The sequence below is a fragment of the Geotalea sp. SG265 genome (genome assembly GCF_022808985.1).
Classification (GTDB): Bacteria; Desulfobacterota; Desulfuromonadia; order Geobacterales; family Geobacteraceae; genus Geotalea.
In genome coordinates, this window is sequence record NZ_JAKZFT010000017.1 from 1 (window position 1) to 15,708 (window position 15,708).

Genomic DNA, 15,708 nt, shown 5'->3' on the forward strand with positions numbered 1-15,708 from the left:
TCAGATTGTTCTTCAAACCCGCGCATACTTTTTCTCCAGCAATATCAAAGAATTATGCGCAGCATCATAACATAAAACTGTACCTACTGGGGCTCAAATAGTAATAGTTTTTCAAAGACCTGATATACTGAACTTCTTTCAATGTCGGCAGGCCTTCGGGGGCAGGAAGGTCGTATTCGACAACCAAGGTGCGGGTCTCAGCGTTGTAGTCCAAGTCCCATTCCTTCGGGAAGTAATCTGGGTAAATGGAATTGCTGAGAACGGAGTCACAGTAATCGAGGACAGCGCCCTGGTCCTTTGCCAGATAATCCTGATAATTTTTGTCTATGGCTGCATTAGTCAATTTTTGCTGCTCGTAAAACTTTTCCCTTCGCTGTTCCCACTCTTTCACTGCTTTTTCATGCTCAGCCCGAAGGTTTTCGCAGCTTTTCTCCCAGTAGGTTCTTCTGTTTTCGTTTTCGATTTTTATCCTTTCAACTGTTCTCGCCCAGTCTGCACGTGTTGTGGCATTTCGGCTTTCAATTTGTCCCTTCCTAGCCTCCCATTTCATAAGCTCATTAGCATCCTCCTCGTCAAGCTTCTTACACTCAGTAGTATATGCCGCATAGTCGCGTATGAAGAGTTCCTCTGCAACTTTAACCTTGCTGGCCTTGCGCGAAGTGAAAAACCGATCCAGAAAGCCAAAGGTTGGCTGATACTTTTCAGCACTTTCTTTCGGAGGGGCAGGTCTAATTGCTGGCTTTGGTTTAGGCGGAACTTCCGATGGGTGCGGCTCAGCTGGTGTAGGTTGGCTTTCGGGTGCTGGTATGAGTATAAGTTTCGGAGGAAGCTCGTTAAAGGAGCTTTTATCTTTGAGTTTGTTCCAATCTATGGCGTCATTTATGTAAAGGGTATGGTTGAGGACGTTTTTTAAAGCCTCTATGGTCTTCTTAGCTTCAGTGTCTCTTTCAAGGGCTTCTTCTGCCCTTTCTTCCTTATATCGCTGTGCCTCTTCTTTTTCGGCCGCTCGTTGCATCGCAGCGCTCTGCCGCTCTTGAGCGCGAAGGTCTGCTTGTAGTTTACGTTGCCACTGCTCATCCCATTGCTGTTTCTGATACGCCGCCTTCTGCTCGACGACATATGGGTCTGAACCGCGGATATTTCGATACTTGCCCAATCCTTCGTGAGTTACTTCTACTTCCCACATCATTCGGTATGCCATGGTATCCTTCCGGCTATTTAATAGTCAATCCATCAGTAGTTACCGTTCCATCTGTAATGCTCAAAGAACCGTCCAAAACAGTATCCCCAACAATCGTTGAATAGGTGCTATCAAACCCGCCTTGCAACGTGACAGAGATAGGTAGATTGCAGCTTAAGGTTTCAGTATAACTGATAGCCCAAAGGTTGAGAGTTGCTCCGCCTGCTGCGGCGTTATAGGCGCTTTGAATGCTCGAATAGTAATTGTTGGTGCCATCATTAATTTTAACCTGATGGGTGGCATCGTAATCAAAGGCTGCGGTTACGGTGGTGTCGGTATTCAGGGTCAGCAGACAATCCCCTGTCCCGCTGCATGCTCCGTTGGCCCAACCGGTGAATAATGAGTACGCGGAAGGCGCCGGGTGCAGTGTTACCTGTGTTCCTGTCGAGAACTGAGCATCGCAGCTGGTGTTACAGGCGATTCCCGCGGGCGTACTGGTGACAGTGCCGCTCCCTGTGCCGGAGAAAGCTATACTCAAGGTGTTGTTGGTCGGCTGTGATACGTCCACGAACTGGAAATACCGCCCTGCCAAAGAATAGACGTTCCCGTATTCGGTGGTAACGCTAAGGTAATGGGTGCCATCATCCTTCGATATACCGGAACCGAAATCCTTGACGTTCCCTGCCTGAAAGTCCCTGTAGTCGATGCGAATCTTGCCGTCGGCAAAAAGCACGACTTCGAAATCGTTCAAGAGAGTGCTTCCCTCGTCGGTGAAGGTCTCCGTCTGCCACTCGATGACCACACGTTCCGGATTGCTCTTATGTTGGATAAAAACCCCGCCAGCGGCATAGGATGACAGGTCGCTGTTCCAAGCAGAGATGACCGGTCCTTTCCCGGCTAAGGGCAAGCTGAAGGAATAGGCTGAACCGGCATAGCCAAACCAGATATTGCCGTTCGTGTCTACGGCAATCTGGCTGTATGGTTGGCGGTAGAAGGTGAACCCCGAGAATGAGGCTGGGAGGGTGTAGGTCAGGTAGGCATCGTCGCCGAATACGGCATCGTAATCGGCGGTGGGAGCCTGCGGCAGCACGGCATCGGTGCCGTCCCATGCTTCTGAGGAGGTGACTTCGGTTAACTGGTATATGCCATCTGTGGCGGCAAAGGCAAGGTCAGCGACTGTCAGAACCGAACAAAGGATCAATGCCACAACCCCAAAAATACTCTTCATGTTATTCCTCACCGAATTTGATGACATATGGAATCGCTGATTACGCCATGCGTAGGCTTTCACAACAAAACCAACTCGATATTTTTTTAAAAAAATCTATAAATCATTATCGACCATCGAATAAATATCAACCAAGCTTCGCTTCTCTAACCCTATTAACTTTTTACCTTTTCGCCTAGCGAGGTTTAACAAACATGACCTAAGTTCTTGTTCAAATGTTTGCTGACTTCTTTCAAAGGAGCTGGTTCCATTTGTTAAAAATTGTTTTCCAAATATCAATTGATAACCATTCTTATCCCAAAATTTGAAGTCGGTTGACAGAATATCTAAAAACTCTTCAATTAAAATCTTGAGATTGATTTCATCGTTTATCAACTTAATATCACCAGTCTCAATTTCTAACACAAAAACAGGGAATAGGATTGGACTCATGGCTACCACCCTCCTTCCCATGGCCTGTGTTTTCCAATTCCCGGTCTTCTATGAAAATGGGGTAAATTTCTGCCAGCTCCCGGATAATTACCTCTCGGGAGTCTATGCCAACCTGTCCTAAAGTCATCTGACCACTTCTTTTCAAACCCTTTTGCATTAGGCATCCATCGCCAGCCAGTAAAGGCAGGCCCTACAGTTAGGCATACCAAGGAACCTCCAATCGCGGCTCCTCCTATGGCATTCTCACATGGATCATTATGAGGGTTCACATGGCAGCGAGTAACGGGGTTTGTGTCATTTATCCCGCCACCCGGAGTTCTCGGGTCTAAACCTTCGGGGTCAGTCCAATTTTGGGGGTCATTGTCGGTGTAATTATAAACATTTACCCCGCCTTCAAAACCAATGGGGTCTTTTTGGATAAATCTGCCTTCTACCGGATCATAGTACCTTGCCCTGTAGTAGAAAAGCCCTGTCTCTGGGTCTCTTTCCCTAGATGTGTATTGATAGTTGTTCTGGAAGCTCGTCGTGGGTCGCGTATTGCCGAACGAATCATAGGTGTAGCGCTGGACAACGTTCCTGCTGACGTCGGTGATGGCGGTAACGCTGCCAAGGCCGTCGGCGTGATAAAAGTAGAACTGGCCGTTTCTTTCCAAAACCAACGGCTCATCATTGCCGGGGCCATGGATGTAACGGTTCGTGGTGGTTGTGGTGCCATCATTTGTGATTTCGATGGCAATGTCTTCGTCATCGTAGACATAGGTGGTCGTGGTGGTCTTGGTGACACCATCGATAATGCTGGTGAGGCTCTTCTCGATTCTCCTGCCGAACGGGTCGTATTTGAAGGTGATGGTCCGCTTCTCTGTTCCCTTGATGCGCTCCATCTTGGCCAGTCGGTTCTCGTAATCCCAGCTTAGCGTCCAGTTCTTGTCAGGGTTAGCGGTCGTTCTCGTTAGCTGGTTGCCGTTGTTATCGTAGGTGTAGGTGTACTGCCGCCCTTTGGTCATACGGTTGGCTGCGTCGTGCTGGTAACTCGTGTCTCGTGGACCGGGGCCGCTGAGACGATTCCCCACGGCATCATAGGTGAAGTTTTCCGCTCCCCTGGGAGTGACCGCCTGGAGGATGCGGTAGGTGCTGTCGTAGGTGTAGGTTTCACTGCTGGTGCCGGTCTTGGCGGTGCGGTTGCCGACGTTGTCGAGGGTGTAACCGGCGCTGGTGACAACTGAGCTGTCGGAGCGGAGGTGAGTGAGGCCGGTAAGCCTCCCGCTATCGTCGTAGCTGTAGGTGGCGGTTATCTGGTTAGGGTAGGCGAGCGAGGTTCTTCGGTTGTTCAGGTCGTAACCGAAGGTGAAGAGTCCGGCAGGGGTGGTCATGGTGGCCAAGCTGCTGCCGTCGTCATAAGTATAGTTGATGATACGCTCGTTGGCGGTACCCGGCTGTAGGGCCAGCTTGGTTCGATTGCCGTTACCGTCGTAGTCGTAATTTATAGAGTAACCGCGATTATCCGTTGCAGTTTTAATGCGGTTTGCGCCGTCATAAGTAAAGGTGTAGGAAATATTGGCATTGGTGGCTGTCAAGATGTTGTTCCGGCTGTCGTAAGTGTAGCTTTCCGTGGTGGTATCGGGATAAGTCTTTTGAGTGAGTCTTTGCAGGTTATCGTAGGTATAGCTGGTTGTGGCGTTGTTGGCATCGGTCTTCGAGGATGGACTTGGCGTTACACCGTAAGCAAAGCTGGTTGTCTTGGTGAGCGGATCGGCTTCTGTTGTCAGTCGCCCAAGCTTGTCGTAAGTCCAGCTTGTCTTCTGGGTCTTGGCATCGGTAAGTGCAGTCAACTGATCAACGCCGGTACAGGCAGGGCACCCGGCAATGCCATAGGTGAAGCTGGTAATGTTATTCAGGGCATCCTTGACGCTGGTAAGCTGCTCCTGGAAATCGTAGGTATATGTCGTGACCTTGTTATTGGCATCGGTCTGGGTGGCCGGATTGCCGTTCTTGTCGTAGGTGTAGGTGGTGACCTTGTTGAGCGGATCGGTGACAGTGGCCAGTCTGTTCCTGCTGTCATAGGTATAGGTCGTGACCTTGTTGGCGGCATCGGTCATGGTGAGGATATTGCCGTCTGCGTCATAGGTGAACTGGATGATCCCAGTAGTCGGCAGGGTTATGGAGGTCAGATTATTGGTTGCGGCGTCATAGGCGAGCGTCGTCACCTTGTTCCGTGCATCGGTGATGGTGGTAAGATTCCCTTTGCTGTCGTAGCCATACTGGGTGAGTGCTCCACTCGGGTCTGTGGTGGTGAGGAGGTTCCCCTTAGCATCGTAGGTATTGGTGGTGTTCCCCGGTGCGCCGGTTATGGTTAGTACCTGGTTTAAGCTGTTGTAGGTGTAGGTGGTAGTCTGGTTGAGCGGGTCTTTCAGGGTCAGGATGTTTCCCTTGGCATCGTAAGTATAGGTGGTGGTGCCGATGCCCGGTTCGGTTTTGGTGAGCATGTTCCCCTGGTTGTCGTAGGTGTAGCTGGTGGTGTTATTGAGAGGGTCGGTCTTGCTCTTGATGGTTTCGGTCAGGGTGTCGTAGACGTAGGTCCAGCCGTTGCCGTCCTTTTCGGTGAAGACGAGCTGTTTCGGTGGAAGCACGATGACCGGGTATGGATCAGGTATCTTGCCGGTGTTGGCGGCTGGAGCAGGGAAACCGTAACTGCGGCTCTTTCCGACCGGGTCGGTTGTGGAAGACATACGGTTGTTGGTGTCGTAGCTGTAGCTGACGCCGTTATTCTCCGGGTCGGCTTTAGTGGCCATGAGGCCGTTGGTGCCGTAGGTGTAGACCCATTGGCCGGTATCCGGATGGGTAACGCTGGTCAGGCTGCCGCTGGTGTAGGTGAAGGTGTAGACGTTATTCTTCGGATCTGTGACGGTGTAGAGCTTACCGTTGCCGTCGTATGCAAAGGTGGCGATTCGCCCGTTCGGGTCGGTGACGCTGGCCAGTTTGCCGCTGGTGTAGGTAAGGGTGAGCGTGTTGCCGTTGCAGTCAACGATAGTTGTGGCCGTTCCAGCAGTGTCGAAGTTGCGCTTTAGGCCATCCTTCTCGGTGATAGTGAAGGTGTTGTCGCCATTCTTGGCCAGGGTTGAGAAATCTCCTCTTGGCGAGATGTAGGTGCCGTTGTAGTTGTTGTAGATACGGCGCGTTCCCTGATACCAGAAGACCTTGCTGTTTCCAGCCCCGTTTTGCAGGGACATTTCATAACTATGGCTCCAACCGTTGCCGATAGCGCTCGGGGCAAACTGGATGCTGCGGTAATAAAGGGAAACATTGAGGGCAAGCGGTTGGGTGCTTTTGGTGGCGAAGAGTTCCTGCCCATGGGAAAGACGACCACTCTGCATGTTGACGGTGGAGTTGCCGCACTGCTCCATGGGCGGCCTGTTGGCATCGCCGCCTTTACAATCAGGAGTCGGAGGGAGAACAAAGCCTTCCTTGAACACATCGGTATAAACCTGTCCGGTCGCGTAGCTTGACATGCTTTTGCCATCAATGGTGCCGTTGTAGTAACTGTTGATCGCGACAATGTGCGTCCCTTCCTTGTTACGGAAAACCTTGTATCCGGCACTTTTCCAATAATTTATAAGCGATGCCGGAGACATCTGATCATCGCCGTATGATGCCTCCGATGTGACTGTGGGGTCACTGCACTGGACCATGGTATCGACATAATGAGTTATTGTGTTGTCATTCATGCCTTCAGGGACACATTGGTCTGCAACCATTTCTATGCCGAAAGAGGTGACACCCCCAAAAGAATTGCAGGCGGTGGCTGCTAGGCAACTAGAAGACTGAAAAACGGTCAGGACAAAAAGAGCAGGCCATACAATCCAATAGCAGGCAGAATTAAATATTCTTCTCAGCATTTATTTTGACTCCTTGAATAATTCGCAAGGTGGCGTGCCACAACTGGCACAAATTACAGAGAGGTGTAAAAAAATTTTACAGGTGTAAAAATTTTTTACACCTAATTGATTTTATTACATAAATTTGTGCCAATATATTAGGTTTGGGAGGAGCTTTTCAACTTGTTTATGAATATAATCATCTAATGAGGAAGGTTTGGACTGCGGAAGAAAGTTAGAAACGGGGGAATATTCAATAATTGAGAAAATGGAGATTCTAGACGATTGGTTATACGATGCAGGTATATTGTACTGACTTGCAGGGGAAGAATAACATCCCGTCCGCCTTCGTTTAGTGCAGAAATGAGCTTCCAAATGCGGATACAGGTTGCGCTTTTGTCGGACCGGCGCAATACTCACACTCACAGGATGAACGGAGGTATGCAATGGCCTTCAATCAGGCACAGTTGGATAAAATTACGGCCCTTGCCAAAAGCTACGGTGCAACTCGCCTGATCCTTTTTGGTAGCGCCCACGAACATCCCGAAGCTGCAAGAGATATTGATCTTGCCTGTGATGGTGTCCCTGGCTGGAAGTTGTACGAGCTTGCTGCCCGCCTCGAGGATGAGATTAATGTCCCGCTTGATCTGATTCCGCTCACTCCCCCCAATCGTTTCACCCAAATGATAGAACGCAGAGGAAGGCGGCTGATATGACACTGGAAGCTGTGCGAAGAAACCAGCATTGAGCTGGAATGATGGGAACACCTTTCAGGAAGCCGTCTCGCTACTCAATGATCTTACGCAGAGAACCGACTGTCTAAGCGTGACTGGATTGACGGTATAGCCTTTGGACAAGATGCTCATGGAAAATCTTTGTGGCCCACTGGCAGCAAGCGCACATGGTGTCAAAATAACCAGAAAAAAGACTCTTGACTTTCATTAAAGAGAGGCAGAAAATATCCCCATATTCTCTACGACTCCCGATTTTTGGGACCATATTCACCGGCTACGCCCCGGTGTCTTAACGCTCCGATGGCAAGGAGAAAACGTCAGTGACGGTATGAAGTGGCGACCTTCTTGAAAGGTTTAAAAAAGCTGCCCGCCGATCACGGAGAACGAGGGCCTGAAGGGTCTCACGCCGGTACCAGGGTGGACTCATGATGACCCGGAACCAGGCGAAGGGTTGTTCCAACCTTCCCGACTCCACACTGTTCAGCATCTTGCTGAACCCCTTCAATGCGAGGCTGCAACTCTCGTTGCGCCCGCCACACGAATGAGGCAAACGGCCCCCCTTGCGCCTACGGTACAAGGGGCTTTTTATTGCCTTACATTCCTTCACCAATTCCTGTGACAACCACACTGTTCCCGTGGGACAGAGAGCAGCAGGTGCTGACTCTACGCACGTCTGTATAGGGACGCCGGGATCAGAGAAACACCTGCTGCAATGGTGAAGCGCCTTTCTTCCGCGTCACTTGCGCGGTTTTTACCGCAAGTGACGCGGAAGGATTTTACATAAAATCCAGCCATCTCCACCCCACTTTCCCCAATGACGTGCCAGTGACGGAATTTGCATTCCGGCATTGGCGGCCCCGCCAGGGGCCTATGGCGAAAGCTATCCCACCACCATCCCTCCATCGTGCGATGAATTCCCCAGGGATCATCGGCACTGTCCACTTCACCCTGTCGGCCTTCGACAGGCACACTGGCGGAGCAGACGCTCTTACCCAGGTGCAGCCGTGGAGAAGACCTGTCACCCCGACTGCCAAGGCATCGTCGGTGTCAGATCGCCCTACCCTTCACGGGTAAGGAGGACGCCTACACTCAACCGGATTCGGCGCACACGAGCGCCACTACAAGGAGGGTGAGACTATGGGAAAACCACTTTCGACGCAGGCTCTCAGCACAATCGGCAAACAATGGGGGAAAGCAAAGTTGACGCGGGAAGCAAACCTGCAGCATCTGAAAGGTTTTGCACACTGGGTCCAAAACAGGTACGGGCTGGAACGTATAGAGAATTTGAAACCAGCGATGATAGCCGCATATGTCGATGATTTGAAGACTCGCGGCGCCTCCAACGGAGCCATATGCAACCACCTGTCGGCAATAAGAATGCTCGCTGCAGCCATTGGGAAGGCCAATATTGTGCCGAAGACCAATGGTGAGTTTGGCGTTGCTCGGTTAAGGATGAGGCCGGTGATAGCCAACTACGAAAAAGTGCAGGAGATTAGGGCTGAGGTGGCGGCAATGGCTGGAAAAGGCGACAGGGTAGCCATGATGATGCATGCCGCTGCAGAATTGCGGGAGGCCTTTGGCTTGCGGGCGAAAGAAAGCCTTCTATCCAGGGTAGGGTCCATGGATGGCAAGCTCTATCTGCAGGTTTCCGGTGCAAAAGGAGGCAGGCCGCGTGCCCTTGAAGTCCGGACTGACCAACAATTGAAGGCAGTCCAGATTGCCGATCAGGTCGCCACTGCCCTTGGTTCCAAGAGCGGGAGAATCATGCCCCCTGAGTTGACTCTCAAAGAGGCGTATGACGCACAACGCACCATGTGGCGTAACCTTGGCGGTACCAAGGAAAACAAGGCCCACATGCATAGTATGCGTCATACATACGCCCAAGAGAGCGCAAAGCACGGAATGTCCAAGCAGGAGTTGATGAAGGAGCTTGGACATGGTGAAGAGCGATCGCCCGGTTTCTATATACCAAAAAACTGATCCCCGCCCGACAGGGCGGAAGAAAAAAGCCCCGTAGTGGCATTGCCGCTACGGGGCTTTTTTTTATGGCCGCGATCAAAAACCAATCATCTTTTGCCGTCCACCCCGCTCCAGCGGCTGCTCTATAGCTGGTTTGCCTCCATTTTTGTCTTACGCCCTGCACATACCATATGTAAAGAATTGCACGACAGGGTTTGATGATGGCAAAGGATACAGCTCCCCACATAGGCGGCAATGAGCCGCAACTGTTGAATCTGGCTGAGTATGCTTCACGCGTAGGGCTCTGCGTTAACACGGTGCGGGAGATGATCAGAAACGGCAGATTGGTGCAAGGGCGGCATTTTGCACGGCAAGGGAGACGATACCTCTTTCTCTGGGACACGGACCAAGCGGAAAAGCTCATCAGGGATCTGAGCCCGGAGCCGCCCCCTCCCCGGCCGCACCTTGTCAGCCGCAAGGGGAACCGGGTGGGCATCAAATACAAAGCTTGAAATTTTTGCAGAAAGGGCTATCGTTTTTCCCGCAAACGAAAAATCAGCCGGAGGGAGGTAGCCTATGAAAGGATCATAGATGGCGAAGAATAAAGTTGTTTGTGACGGTAGTAAACCGTGGCATGTGAAGCCTGCCTTTGGCAGCCTGTACACCATGAAGGACTCCCGGTACATCTACATCTCCCTGAACTACTATAAACAGCGCCTGCGGTTTCCTACGGACAAATTGGATACTCCTGAGAACTGGGAGGAACTGTGCGGGTTTCTGACAAAGGTTGGGGAGAAGATCAAGAGAAGGACCTTCTGCTTTGCAAAGACCTTCTATTGGCTGGATGATGCCACTAAGGCGCATTTCAGTGCCCTGGAGGGGCATGAATATCACCCGGAGCCGGAGGATGTGCTGTTCGGCGATTACGCTTTTTCCTGGATGGAACGGAAAATTCCGACGTTTGCTTCGGTGACCAAACAGCGGGATTATCGGGAAGCGCTGAATTCCCGGGTGCTCCCCCACTTTAAGGGGATGCCGTTCAGCCGAATTACGGCGACGGAAGTGGAACTGTTCATTGACAATCTGAAGCGGTCTTACCGGAACGGTAGGAAGACGAAGCCTCTTTCGGTGAAACGGGTGAAGAACATTCTGGCTCCTATGATGAAGATCTGGGAGGCTGCGTGCAATGACCACAATTGGCAGTTGCGAAGCCCCTTTTCGGCGGTCTCTGAGAAGTACAAGGAACTCAAAGACCGGGCTTTACAGGAAAAGGAGCGGCTGTTGGTGGTACATGGGCTCTCGGAGGAGACTGTATCGAGCAGGGAGGTGTTTCTCCTGGCGGAATGGCAGCGCCTACTCTCTTTCGTTGATCCCCACTACCTGCCGGTAATGGAGCTGCTTCTGCTGGGCTTGATTGGCTCGGAGCTTGAGGGGTTGCAGAAGCAGCATGTGGCCCAGGATGCTCTGCGCGTGCGTTGTTCGGTGGTAAAGGACAAGGCGGGGCTTCAGTATCTGAAATTCAAGCCGAAGAACTGGTTCCGCAAAAGGGAGATTCCCATGACAAGGAGGCTGGAAAAGCTCCTTGACCAGGCAATGGCTGCTTCGCACTCAGGGATGCTCGTGGAGTTCGCCAACGACATCACTCTTCCGGCAAACAGCTTTGTCCTCACCATGAAGGACGGCAGGCCGTTCAACTACGACTCTTTCAGAAAAACAGTCTGGGACAGGGCTCTAAAGCAAGCGGGGCTGCCGGCGAGGGTTCCTTATGCCTCACGCCACACCCTGGTGCAGTGGTCCCTGCTGATCGGCATGACCAAGACCAGGCTGGTGGACCTGATGGGGCATTCGACGAAGAAGATGATCGACGAGGTTTACGGGGCATACCGGCAGGGGTTGGTGGATGAGAAGGAGAATATCCTCAACTTCTTGGGGGAGGATTTCCTGGCGCTAGAGGAGTTAAAGCTTGCCTTTCCTGAACGGTACCAAAGAAAGATGGCTGTGGAGCCAAGACCCGTAATGGCAAAAGCCCCTGCCCTTGCCGCCACTTTTGGTCAAAGTTTTGGTCAAAGCCAGGGGCTCTATGCTGATAACTACTTGAAGTAGTTGATTATTTGCTGGAGCGGGAAACGGGATTCGAACCCGCGACCTTCAGCTTGGGAAGCTGACACTCTACCACTGAGTTATTCCCGCTTAATGGAAAGATATATTTAGCCTATGGGCTCCTCTTTTGTCAACAGGTTTTTGCTGAGATATGCCTCTGCTTCGGCTCTGGTGGTGACGATGCCGCGGCTTTCCGCTTCACGCAGCAGCTCCAGTGCCGCGCCTACTGGCTTGCCGGGCGGGATTTCCAGGAGATGCATAACCTCCCCCCCGGAAAGGAGGAGATCGGCGGCTCCTGCTTCGTATTCGTTAAGGAAATAGGAGGCGAGGCTCCGGCAGATGGCCGGCGATGCTTTTTCCTCGGCCAGGGCAAAGAGCACGATCCCGGGGCCAGCAGGCTCGTTGTCCCGAAAGAACCGGAACATGGCCCGGCGGTTGCCGAAAGCAGGAATGGCCGCGGGAAGCTCGCTCCTTTCAGTCAGAAATTTCAGCACCCGTTGAGTCATGTTGCTGAGCCGCAACCGCGCTGCAAGATAATCAAGAGTGCCGGGAAAGGCGTTGCCGTCTATGAAGGCTGCCAGCTTCACCAAGGACAATACCGTCACCCCCGCCTCAACCTCCCTGTTCAACTGTCCCATGAACCGTTCCTGCTCTTCTGGGAATAAACGAGAAAGGTCGGCGACAACTTCCTCCACCCGCCTGGCTTTGCCGATCCGCTCATCGATCCGGCCACGTCCGGCCACGCCGGCGGATAAAGGGTCGTTCAGCAAAGCAAGGGGAAGCAGCCCGTGGAGAAGGCCGGAATCGAAAAGCATTGCCAGCCAGGTGTGGATGCGCGGCGCAGCAAGAACCTGGAACAGCTCATCCCTGAGGCGCTCTCCCGCCACCCGTTCGAGAAGATTGCTTTGATCGGTGATGGTCTGCAATGTTTCCCCATCTATTTCATAGCCGAGGGTCGCGGCAAATCGTATAGCTCGCAGGAGGCGCAGCGGGTCATCAATAAAGGTGTCATCCTTACAAGCCCGAATAATGCCCCTTTGCAGATCTCTGAGCCCCCCTGTCGCGTCAATAATATCTTCGGCATTTCCACTAAGGGGGCGGGCCAGGGCATTAATGGTAAAATCGCGCAGCAGCAGATCTTTCTCGATTGAACTGCCACGCAGGAGGGCAAAGTCGCAGGTCGCCATGGTGCCGGAATTATTCACCACCCGGGCCTGCTGCCGCGGTTCGTCCAGCCAAAAGAAGGCGGCACCCATTTCGCCGGCAAAGCGCCGTGCCACCTCGCCGCATGCCGATGACAGGGCAAAGTCCAGGTCCTTGACCTCTCGCCCCAACAAAGCATCGCGTACAGAGCCCCCGACGAGATAGGCATCGATGGATAATTCTTGGGCCAGACGCGTTATAGTCTGTACCCCCTCGCTCCGCAAGATGTCTTTAAGTGCTGTAACCATATGCTCAAGTTTACCCAACACTCCCGTTGGCGGCAATAAAAAAGCCCGCTTTGGGCGGGCTTCTCCAGGCTATGGTGCCGGGCTGCTATTTTGTTTTTGACAGGGAGGCGATCAGTTTCTCAGCGACCTCACGGCCGCTCACCTTATAGGTGCCTGCTTCGATCTGCGATTGTATTTCCGCCACCTTGTCGACGCGGAAGCTTTCGGGACCCTTCAGGGAGAAGCTGGTTCTGTTAACCCGCTCCGCTCCGACGCTTATGTTGACCGTATCGCCACTCTTGTCTGTTTTGGCAGCAGCCTCGGCCTCTTTTCCCATCTTTGTACTGGTCTGGGCCTGCTCGACCTTCTGGTGCTTGAGGAGATCGACCCCGGTAGATGGGCTGTTGTCTTCGATTTTCATGAACTTTGCCTCCGTTTGTAGAGCTATCCTTGAACTTTTCGGCAGCAGTTGATGAAACTTTAGCGAAATTTTTGAGAAAAGTAAATTAAAGGGGTAGCGCCAGCAGCCGGGAAAAGGAATCGATTGTCATATCGGCCGATTTGATCTCATTCTCATTGCCATAGCCATAGAGGCAGGCAATGGTCGTTACGGCAGCAGCCTTGCCGGCTTGCAGATCATGAATGCTGTCCCCGACCATTACCGCCTCGCCGGCCGGGATACCGGCATCCGCCATGACCTTCAGGAGCGGGTCGGGATAGGGCTTGCGCAAAGGAAGCGTGTCGCCGCCAACTATATCGATGAAGTACCTATCCAAAGCAAGCTCGGCGAGGAGTTTTCGGCACAAAGCTTCGGCCTTGTTTGATACCACGGCCATCTGCCGCCCCTGGTCATGGAGGATGGCAAGCGTCTCACGCACGCCGGGATAGGGCATGGTCTTATCGGCGATATGGGCGCTGTTGTAGGCGATGAAGTTCTCCAGCCCCCTGCGCAATTCGGCGGGAGATTTACCGGGAAGGGCGCCACGGACCAGGTTGGCGGCCCCCTCCCCCACCAGTTGCCGTACCTGCTCCATGGTCAGCGATCCCAAGCCGAATTCGGTGCGCATATGGTTGACGGCATCGGTGAGATCTTCCAGGGAATCGCAAAGAGTGCCATCCAGGTCAAACAGTATGAGCTTCTTTTTCTCCATATTCCCTTCCAAAGATCAAAAAGGGCGCACAAGGCGCCCTTCCATTATTCCCACTCGATTGTTGCCGGTGGTTTGGAACTGATATCGTAGACTACCCGATTGATGCCCTTCACCTCGTTTATGATACGGCTGCTGATACGGGCCAGATCCTCGTATGGGAGCGGGTACCAGCCGGCGGTCATGAAGTCCTTGGTCTCGACGGCCCGCAGGGCCACCACATATTCGTAGGTCCGGCCGTCCCCCATGACGCCGACGCTCTTCACCGGCAGAAAGACGGCAAAGGCTTGGCTGATCTTGTGATAGTGGTCAGCGGCGTAGAGCTCTTCGATGTAGATGGCGTCCGCCTGGCGCAGGATGTCGGCATATTCCTTCCGCACCTCGCCCAGGATGCGCACTCCCAGGCCCGGCCCCGGAAATGGATGGCGCCAGACCATCTGGTGTGGCAGCCCCAGCTCTTCCCCGATTGCCCGCACCTCGTCCTTGAACAGTTCACGGAGCGGTTCCAAGAGCTTCAGCTTCATGTGCTCTGGCAGTCCCCCCACGTTGTGATGGCTCTTGATGTTGTGGGCCTTGCCGGTCTTGGCACCGGCCGACTCGATCACGTCGGGATAGATGGTCCCTTGGGCCAGCCAGCGGGCATCGGTGATCTTGTTGGACTCCTCCTCGAAGATCTCCACGAAGAGGCCGCCAATTATCTTCCGCTTCTTTTCCGGATCGGTCACCCCGGCCAGGGCGGACAGAAAGCGCTCTTCCGCGTCCACGCGGATAACCTTGACACCAAGGTTCTGGGCAAAGGTAGCCATTACCTGATCCCCTTCAGCTAAGCGGAGCAGGCCGTTGTCCACGAAAACGCAGGTAAGCTGTTCGCCGATGGCTCTGTGGATCAGGGCTGCCGCCACCGACGAATCCACGCCGCCTGAAAGCCCCAGAATAACCCGCTCGCTCCCCACCTGCTGCTTGATACGGGCCACAGCATCCTCAATGATCTGTCCCGGAGTCCATTTGCCGGAACAGCCGCAGACCTTGCGGACAAAAGTGTCGATCAGCAGCTCACCCTGGGGTGTATGGTTCACCTCCGGGTGGAACTGGACGCCGTAGAGGTTGCGGGCCAGGCTCTGAATGGCGCAGACTGGCGCGTTGGCGGTACCGGCAACCACTTCAAAGCCCTCGGGCACTCGCGAGACATGGTCGCCGTGGCTCATCCAGACTGGGCTTTTTCCCTCGACGAAGAACCCGTCGAAGAGCGGCCCCGGCGTTCCCTGTGCCAGCAGCTCCGCATGGCCGAACTCCCTTTTTCCCGCCGGCACCACTTCACCGCCAAAGTGGCGGCTCATGAGCTGCATGCCGTAGCAAATTCCCAGCACCGGCACCCCCAGCTCGAAGAGCTCCTCGGCTACGGCAGGCGCGCCCTCATCATAAACGGACTTGGGACCACCGGAGAGGATGATGCCGCTTGGAGCAAAGGAACGAATCGCCGCCATTCCCATGTCGAAAGGATGGAGCTCGCAGTAGACATGGGCTTCCCGCACCCGCCGGGCAATCAACTGGGTGTACTGTGAACCAAAATCGAGGATCAGTATTTTTTCCGCATGTATATCAACTGCCATATTAGTTTCAGTCCT

The 15,708-nt window shown here is 53.1% G+C and carries 13 protein-coding genes and 1 tRNA gene; 5 read left to right on the top strand and 9 right to left on the bottom strand.

Annotated elements, in window-relative coordinates; translation table 11 throughout:
* Positions 1-64: 64 nt before the first annotated feature.
* The 4 genes from ML541_RS16020 to ML541_RS16035 form a co-directional block, all read right to left on the bottom strand.
* Entirely contained in the window at positions 65-1,201 is a 1,137-nt protein-coding gene (locus tag ML541_RS16020; RefSeq protein ID WP_243374400.1) for a hypothetical protein, read from the bottom strand.
* A gap of 13 nt (positions 1,202-1,214) precedes the next feature.
* Positions 1,215-2,408, bottom strand: a complete 1,194-nt coding sequence (locus tag ML541_RS16025; protein ID WP_243374401.1) for a hypothetical protein — start codon at positions 2,406-2,408, stop codon at positions 1,215-1,217.
* A gap of 96 nt (positions 2,409-2,504) precedes the next feature.
* Positions 2,505-2,840: a hypothetical protein gene (locus tag ML541_RS16030; RefSeq protein ID WP_243374402.1), complete on the bottom strand. Its 336-nt coding sequence runs from the start codon at positions 2,838-2,840 to the stop codon at positions 2,505-2,507.
* A gap of 2 nt (positions 2,841-2,842) precedes the next feature.
* Positions 2,843-6,562, bottom strand: a complete 3,720-nt coding sequence (locus ML541_RS16035) for an RHS repeat-associated core domain-containing protein (RefSeq protein ID WP_243374403.1) — start codon at positions 6,560-6,562, stop codon at positions 2,843-2,845.
* Between the two features lie 596 nt (positions 6,563-7,158).
* On the opposite strand from ML541_RS16035, the gene ML541_RS16040 reads away from it, so the two are divergent.
* The 5 genes from ML541_RS16040 to ML541_RS16060 all read left to right on the top strand — a co-directional run bounded on the left by ML541_RS16040 (position 7,159) and on the right by ML541_RS16060 (position 11,508).
* Positions 7,159-7,428, top strand: a complete 270-nt coding sequence (locus ML541_RS16040; RefSeq protein WP_243374404.1) for a DNA polymerase III subunit beta — start codon at positions 7,159-7,161, stop codon at positions 7,426-7,428.
* An 888-nt stretch (positions 7,429-8,316) separates the two neighbouring features.
* Positions 8,317-8,520: a hypothetical protein gene (locus ML541_RS16045; RefSeq protein WP_243374405.1), complete on the top strand. Its 204-nt coding sequence runs from the start codon at positions 8,317-8,319 to the stop codon at positions 8,518-8,520.
* Positions 8,521-8,583: 63 nt separating this feature from the next.
* Positions 8,584-9,426 carry an integrase domain-containing protein gene (locus tag ML541_RS16050; protein ID WP_243374406.1) on the top strand — a complete coding sequence of 281 codons (843 nt, stop codon included), beginning with the start codon at positions 8,584-8,586 and terminating at the stop codon, positions 9,424-9,426.
* 200 nt (positions 9,427-9,626) lie between these two features.
* Entirely contained in the window at positions 9,627-9,917 is a 291-nt protein-coding gene (locus ML541_RS16055; RefSeq protein ID WP_243374407.1) for a helix-turn-helix domain-containing protein, read from the top strand.
* A 79-nt stretch (positions 9,918-9,996) separates the two neighbouring features.
* Positions 9,997-11,508, top strand: a complete 1,512-nt coding sequence (locus tag ML541_RS16060; protein WP_243374408.1) for a DUF3596 domain-containing protein — start codon at positions 9,997-9,999, stop codon at positions 11,506-11,508.
* 12 nt (positions 11,509-11,520) lie between these two features.
* Here ML541_RS16060 and ML541_RS16065 read toward each other — a convergent pair.
* The 5 genes from ML541_RS16065 to guaA all read right to left on the bottom strand — a co-directional run bounded on the left by ML541_RS16065 (position 11,521) and on the right by guaA (position 15,693).
* Positions 11,521-11,595 (bottom strand) — tRNA-Gly (locus ML541_RS16065).
* A 17-nt stretch (positions 11,596-11,612) separates the two neighbouring features.
* The gene (locus ML541_RS16070) at positions 11,613-12,956 is read right to left on the bottom strand and encodes a CCA tRNA nucleotidyltransferase (RefSeq protein WP_243374410.1); all 1,344 of its coding nucleotides are present in this window, start codon (positions 12,954-12,956) and stop codon (positions 11,613-11,615) included.
* 85 nt (positions 12,957-13,041) lie between these two features.
* Positions 13,042-13,356, bottom strand: a complete 315-nt coding sequence (gene flgM, locus ML541_RS16075) for a flagellar biosynthesis anti-sigma factor FlgM (RefSeq protein ID WP_243374412.1) — start codon at positions 13,354-13,356, stop codon at positions 13,042-13,044.
* An 85-nt stretch (positions 13,357-13,441) separates the two neighbouring features.
* A complete protein-coding gene (locus ML541_RS16080) occupies positions 13,442-14,086 on the bottom strand; it encodes an HAD-IA family hydrolase (RefSeq protein WP_243374415.1) in 645 nt (214 codons plus the stop codon).
* Between the two features lie 44 nt (positions 14,087-14,130).
* Positions 14,131-15,693: a glutamine-hydrolyzing GMP synthase gene (gene guaA / locus ML541_RS16085; protein ID WP_243374417.1), complete on the bottom strand. Its 1,563-nt coding sequence runs from the start codon at positions 15,691-15,693 to the stop codon at positions 14,131-14,133.
* Positions 15,694-15,708 lie beyond the last annotated feature (15 nt).